This window comes from Deferribacterota bacterium (genome assembly GCA_034189185.1).
Lineage (GTDB): Bacteria > Chrysiogenota > Deferribacteres > Deferribacterales > UBA228 > UBA228.
Map to the genome: position 1 here is coordinate 1 of JAXHVM010000106.1, position 6,287 is coordinate 6,287.

Below are 6,287 nucleotides of genomic sequence, written 5' to 3' on the forward strand. Positions count from 1 at the left end.
AAAAAAATAAATAATACAATTAATAAAACCTTTACATTTATTTTAAAATTGATAAAAAAAGAAAGAAACAATCAAAATAAAAGAGGTTTAAATAATGCCCACAAAGAAAATAAAGTTAAAAAAGACTAAGATTAAGGCTATGATTATAGATCTTGGAGGCGTTATTGTTGATTGTGGTAGTCTTTTTCATTCTAAAGCAATTTATAATAGTTTCAAATTAAAAAACATCGAGATTGAAAATAAATTAATAAATAAAACTAATGGGCTTAAAGTTGAAGAACAAATAAAAAGAATACTCTTTAATAAGAAAGTTTATAATGCTTGGCAGTCTCGATATAAAAGAGAACCTAATGAAGATGATATTAAGGAGATTTCTAATGAAGTAAACAGATATATATTAGATGCAATAGATGATGATGACTACATAATGCATAAACAAGCAAAAAAATTAAATAAATTTTACAACTATAAATATAAAATAATATTCACTACAGAATACAATCAAGAAATCTCAAATAAATTAAGAGAAAAACTTAAAAAATTTAATTTTAAATTTAACCACCTATTATCATATGACATATATAAAGCCCCTTCACCAAATCCACTAATATGTTATCAATGTGCTATCAATCAAGAGATATTCCCAATGCAATGTTTTATAAGAGTTGGGGATACAGAATATAATTTTTTAGAGGGCCTATATGCCAATTTATGGACTGTAGGTATAGTTAAAACATCTTCTTTGCTTGGTTTATCACAGAAAAATGTTAGAGATAAAGGTATTGTAACTACTGATAAAATTGAGAAAAAAATTGCTAAAAAATTATCAAAGAAAGGCGCATTATACACTATAAGCACACTTGATGAACTTAAATGGGTTATAGAGGATGCAAATTTCAAACTATCAAAAGGACTAACGCCCTACCACCTCTAAATTTCAATTTTATAAGCATCTTCTGAATGTTCACTTATATCAAGGCCATTCTCCTCGGCCTCACTATCAACCCTTAAACCAATAGTAAATTTTATTATTAACATTATTATAGCAGTAATAATTGAAGCATATATTAATACACTAATTATACCGGCCAGTTGAATAAATATTTGGTCAACATTACCATAGAAAAGTCCATTTTCGCCTGAGGGATTCCATCTTTTCGAAGCAAACAATCCAGTAGCAAAAGCACCTATTATTCCACCAACACCATGTATACCCACAACATCTAAAGCATCATCATATTTCAACTTGAATTTTAAGAATATAGCACTGTAACACAAAACACCTGAAATAAGTCCAATTAATAGAGATGCCATTGGCCCAACAAAACCAGCTGCCGGAGTTATCGCAACAAGCCCTGCAATAAAACCAGAAGCAATGCCAAGGGTGGTTGGTTTTCCCCTATATACCCATTCAGCACATATCCAAGAAACACCTGCTGCTCCAGCTGCAATTTGGGTATTAAGAAAAGCGACAACTGCAACCGCATTAACTCCAAGAGCACTCCCAGCGTTAAAACCAAACCATCCAAACCACAATATGCCAGCACCCAACAACGTTATAGGTAGGTTATTAGGTGAAAAAAATTCTCTCCTCCAACCTCTTCTTCTTCCTAGGAAGAAAACGCACACAAGTGAAGAAATACCAGCATTTATATGAACAACTGTGCCACCTGCAAAATCAAGAGCTCCAATACTTTGTAACCAACCTCCACCCCAAACCCAATGGCATACAGGTAGATACACAAACAATATCCACAATATAGAAAATATAAAAAAACTTGAAAACTTCATTCTTTCAGCGATTGCTCCTGTTATTAGCGCAACTGTTAGAATTGCAAACATTAATTGAAAAATAAGAAACAAAAATTCTGGAATATTACTGGCTGTGTTTGCTGTATCTAAGGATATATTATTTAATAAAAAATAATCTAGGTTACCTATAAAACCTGAGACATCTGGACCAAAAGCTAGACTATAACCAATAATTATCCAAACAACTGGTACGATACCCATACATAAGAAATTTTGCATTATTACAGACAGTATATTTTTATGTCTTACTAGACCACCATAAAACATTGCCAGTCCTGGGGTCATAAAAAACACCAAACTTGAAGAAACTATTATAAATAAAATATCTATACTATTAATTGTTACACCCCCTTTACTTTTCTTTTATATAATTAACAATTTTCATGCCAATATTTTTAATTCAAAGAAGCTTTTTAAAAGCCAATTAATCGTATAATTGTACTAAAATATTAAATGTTCCTATCTTGGGCTTGATTATATATTAAACTAATGCTGCCTAATTATTAGTCAGATAAATATGCTTTACTTATATATTTAATTTCATATATTTCATAAATTATGAAGAAGGTTTTAGCGGCTCTTAGTGGTGGAGTTGATAGCTCCTTTGCAGCATATCTAAAGATACAAGAAGGTTATGAAGTTATTGGTGTAACATTAGACCTTTTTGGCAATAAAAACTTTGAGGATGTTGAAAAAGTAGCAAATTTTTTAGGTATAGATTGGTATATTGCCAATTATCAAAGATTATTTAGCAGTACTGTAATTTCTTATTTTATTAAATCTTACATAGAGGGTTTAACACCAAATCCCTGTGCATTTTGTAATAGATATGCAAAATTTCCTTTTCTTATTAATGAAATGAAAAAATTGAAGGCTCACAAAATAATAACAGGTCACTATGCAAATATATGTGAGTTTAATAACAACAAATACATAGATCAGCCACTGGATACTAAAAAAGATCAAACATACTACTTAGCCTTACTTGATAGAACTATCTTAGATAATATTGAATTTCCCTTATCTAACTATTGTAAGAGTGAGGTTAGGAAGATAGCATCTAAGATCAATCTGCCTTCTGCTAAAAGAAGGGATAGCCAAGAAGTATGTTTTTTAGAAGGAATTAATTATAAAGATTTTTTAAAAAATAAATTAAATAAAAATAAAATTAAAAAGGGCAACTTCATATTAAATGGAGAAGTTATAGGTAGTCATAAGGGCTTATGTTATTATACTATTGGGCAGCGAAAACATTTAGATATTGGCTACCATAAACCATTATACGTAGCAAAAAAAGATACAAAAAGTGGTGATATCATATTAAAAGAGGACGGGCCTTTTTATGCAAAGGGAATAAAGATAAAGGAGTGTAGCTTTATAGATAGTTCAACAAATTTACAAAAGGTTTATGTAATGATAAGATATCGATCAAAAAAAGCACAGGCAACCATAGAAAAACTACCAAACAAGAGAGCAGTTATCCTATTTGACGAACCCTTAGATTCACCCGCTAAAGGACAACTTGCTGCAATCTATAATGATAATAAGGTTTTAGGGGGTGGCTTCATATATGAAGTCTTTTAATGATATCAAAAGTTGTGTTGTTGCATTAAGCGGTGGATTTGACAGTGCAACAGTTGCATACTTAGCAAAACTGTTCCTTGGTGAAGATAATGTTGCCTCAGTAACCTGTATAAACCCACATATATTTAGATACCAAGTGTACAATGCAAGGGATATCGCGCAAAAACTCAATATTAAATGGATACCACTATTCATTAATAATATGCCAATGGAATTTTATAAAAATGATACCTTACGTTGCTATTATTGTAAAAAAACTATTTTAGAACATATCTCAAAAATCAAAAAGGATTTAAAATATGAGACTATTTTAGATGGAACAAAGAAGGATGATCTAAATGAGCAAAGGCCAGGGCTAAGGGCAGTAAAAGAATATAATATAATATCTCCATTATTGGATAAAAATTTTGATTTAAATTATATGATAAAATCAAAGAAATTTTTTAATTATAATAAGATTAGTTTTAATAAGGAATCCTGCATAGCAACAAGGATTATGGAAGGCACAATAAACAAAGATAAGCTAACATTAATAGAAAATATTGAAGATGCTCTACGTTATAAATATCCACAAATTAGAGCAAGACTATATAATGATAGAATTCTAATAACAACAAAATCTAATTATACCTTCAACAATAACGATAAAGAATTTATAACAAACACACTACGCTATTTAATTAATACAAAGCCTATATATTTTGAAAATTAAAAACTATAAATAATAATTTATCTAATTTCTATCACCAATTACTATTGTAGCTTGGGCAGCAGAAAGCCTAGCAACAGGCACTCTAAAAGGCGAACAACTCACATAATCTAGATTATTTTTATAGCAAAAGAAAATTGAGTCAGGATCACCACCGTGTTCACCACAAACCCCTGTATCAAGCTTTGGATTGGCCTCTTTGCCTTTTTTTACACCCATTTCAATTAAAGTCCCAACGCCTTTGGCATCAATTGTTACAAAGGGATCTTTTTCATATATCCCTTTTTCTATATAGGTTGGCAGGAACTTACCTGCATCATCCCTTGATAGACCCAATGTTGTTTGAGTTAAATCGTTTGTACCAAAGGAGAAAAAATCAGCATATTTAGCTACTTCATCTGCTGTTAATGCAGCCCTTGGCAATTCAACCATTGTACCAACCTTATACTCTATATCTATGTGATATATCTCTTTAACCTCATTAGCAACTTTATCAGTTAATTCTCTTAATATTTTAAGCTCTTTATAATCAGCAACAATTGGAATCATGATCTCAGGTATTACCTTTATATCTTCCTTTAAACATTCGCATGCAGCTTCCAATATCGCCCTAATCTGCATCTCGTATAGCTCTGGATAGGTAATACCTAACCTGCACCCTCTATGACCTAACATGGGGTTAAATTCTTTTAATCCTTCAACACGGGTTTTAAGATTATCCATTGAAACACCAGTAATATCAGAGATTTTCTTAAGTTCTCCATCTGTACGTGGAATAAATTCGTGTAATGGTGGATCTAACAATCTAATTGTCACAGGCAACCCATCCATTACTCTAAAAATAGCCTTAAAATCCTCTTTCTGATAGGGTTTTAATTTGTTAATGGCTTTTTTCCTGTCATCTAAATTTGAAGCTAACATCATCTCTCTAACAGCATCTATTCTGTCTCCTTCAAAAAACATGTGTTCTGTTCTGCATAAACCAATCCCCTCAGCTAAAAATTTTCTTGCAGTAGAAGCATCTTTTGGTGTATCAGCATTTGCTTTAACACCCATCTTCCTGATCTCGTCAGCCCACTCTAATATTTTATTAAATTCAGTAGAAAATTCTGGCATAACCAGTGGTACCTCACCTAATATTACCTCTCCTGTAGTTCCATCTATTGTTAAAACATCACCTTCACTTATCTTGTTATTACCAATTACCATATACTTGTCTTCTTCATTCACACTAATACCCTCACAACCTACAACACAACATTTTCCCATGCCTCGCGCAACAACAGCAGCATGACTGGTCATCCCCCCTCTTGAAGTTAACACTCCAGCAGCAACATGCATACCACCAATATCCTCTGGGGAAGTCTCGGTCCTAACTAATATTACTTTCTCACCCTTTTCTGCCCACTTCTCAGCATCATTTGCAGTGAAAACAACCTTGCCAACTGCAGCCCCTGGTGAAGCAGGCAAACCCTTAGCAACTGATTTAACCTTTGCATTTGGATCAACTGTAGGATGTAGTAATTGATTAACCTGTTCAGGGGTAATCTTCATTACAGCATCTCTTTTATTGATTATGCCTTCATTAACCATATCATAGGCTATCTTTACTGCTGCTCTTGCTGTCCTTTTTCCCGATCTCGTTTGAAGCATGTATAATACCTTTTTTTCAATTGTAAATTCAATATCTTGCATGTCTTTATAGTGATTTTCTAATTTATTACAAATGTCAACTAGTTGCTCATAAGCTTCTGGCATAAGCACTTTCAATTCACTGATTGGCTTTGGCGTTCTTATACCTGCTACTACATCCTCTCCCTGAGCATTTACCAAAAATTCTCCAAATACCTCTTTTTCTCCTGTAGAAGGATTTCTTGTAAAAGCAACACCTGTAGCCGAATCATCACCTAGATTACCAAATACCATAGCTACAATATTAACAGCTGTACCCCAATCTTCTGGGATATTATTTATTTGTCTATACTTTTTTGCCCTCTCATTATACCACGAATCAAAAACAGCATTTATCGCAAGTTTTAATTGACCATAGGGGTCAAAAGGAAAATCCTTCCCCAATTTTGTTCTTACAATTTCCTTAAATTTTTCCACAATATATTTTAAATCATCTGTATTTAGATCTGTATCAAACTTAACTTTCTTTTCCTTTTTCTTTTCTTCTATA

At 32.1% G+C, this 6,287-nt stretch carries 5 protein-coding genes; 3 read left to right on the plus strand and 2 right to left on the minus strand.

All coding sequences use genetic code 11. The annotated features are described in order from the left end of the window. The first annotated feature begins 94 nt into the window (after positions 1 to 94). Entirely contained in the window at positions 95 to 934 is an 840-nt protein-coding gene (locus SVN78_07540; protein ID MDY6821455.1) for a hypothetical protein, read from the plus strand. Here SVN78_07540 and SVN78_07545 read toward each other — a convergent pair. Continuing rightward, the gene (locus SVN78_07545; GenBank protein MDY6821456.1) at positions 931 to 2,151 is read right to left on the minus strand and encodes an ammonium transporter; all 1,221 of its coding nucleotides are present in this window, start codon (positions 2,149 to 2,151) and stop codon (positions 931 to 933) included. The two genes, SVN78_07540 and SVN78_07545, sit on opposite strands and share 4 nt — an antisense overlap. Before the next feature lie 219 nt (positions 2,152 to 2,370). Between SVN78_07545 and mnmA the strand changes: the two genes are divergently transcribed. Both mnmA and SVN78_07555 read left to right on the plus strand, forming a co-directional pair. Then, entirely contained in the window at positions 2,371 to 3,396 is a 1,026-nt protein-coding gene (gene mnmA, locus SVN78_07550) for a tRNA 2-thiouridine(34) synthase MnmA (protein ID MDY6821457.1), read from the plus strand. Then, entirely contained in the window at positions 3,383 to 4,108 is a 726-nt protein-coding gene (locus tag SVN78_07555; protein MDY6821458.1) for a hypothetical protein, read from the plus strand. Before mnmA ends, SVN78_07555 begins: the two co-directional genes overlap by 14 nt. Positions 4,109 to 4,129: 21 nt before the next feature. Here SVN78_07555 and ppdK read toward each other — a convergent pair. Continuing rightward, positions 4,130 to 6,287: pyruvate, phosphate dikinase (gene ppdK / locus SVN78_07560; GenBank protein ID MDY6821459.1), on the minus strand; the 2,158-nt coding region annotated here is incomplete at its 5' end.

Excerpts from the sequence above, each read along its gene's own strand:
- SVN78_07555 (MDY6821458.1), top strand. The coding sequence starts at position 3,383 with ATGAAGTCTTTTAATGATATCAAAAGTTGTGTTGTTGCATTAAGCGGT.
- SVN78_07540 (MDY6821455.1), top strand. The coding sequence starts at position 95 with ATGCCCACAAAGAAAATAAAGTTAAAAAAGACTAAGATTAAGGCTATG.
- mnmA (MDY6821457.1), top strand. The coding sequence starts at position 2,371 with ATGAAGAAGGTTTTAGCGGCTCTTAGTGGTGGAGTTGATAGCTCCTTT.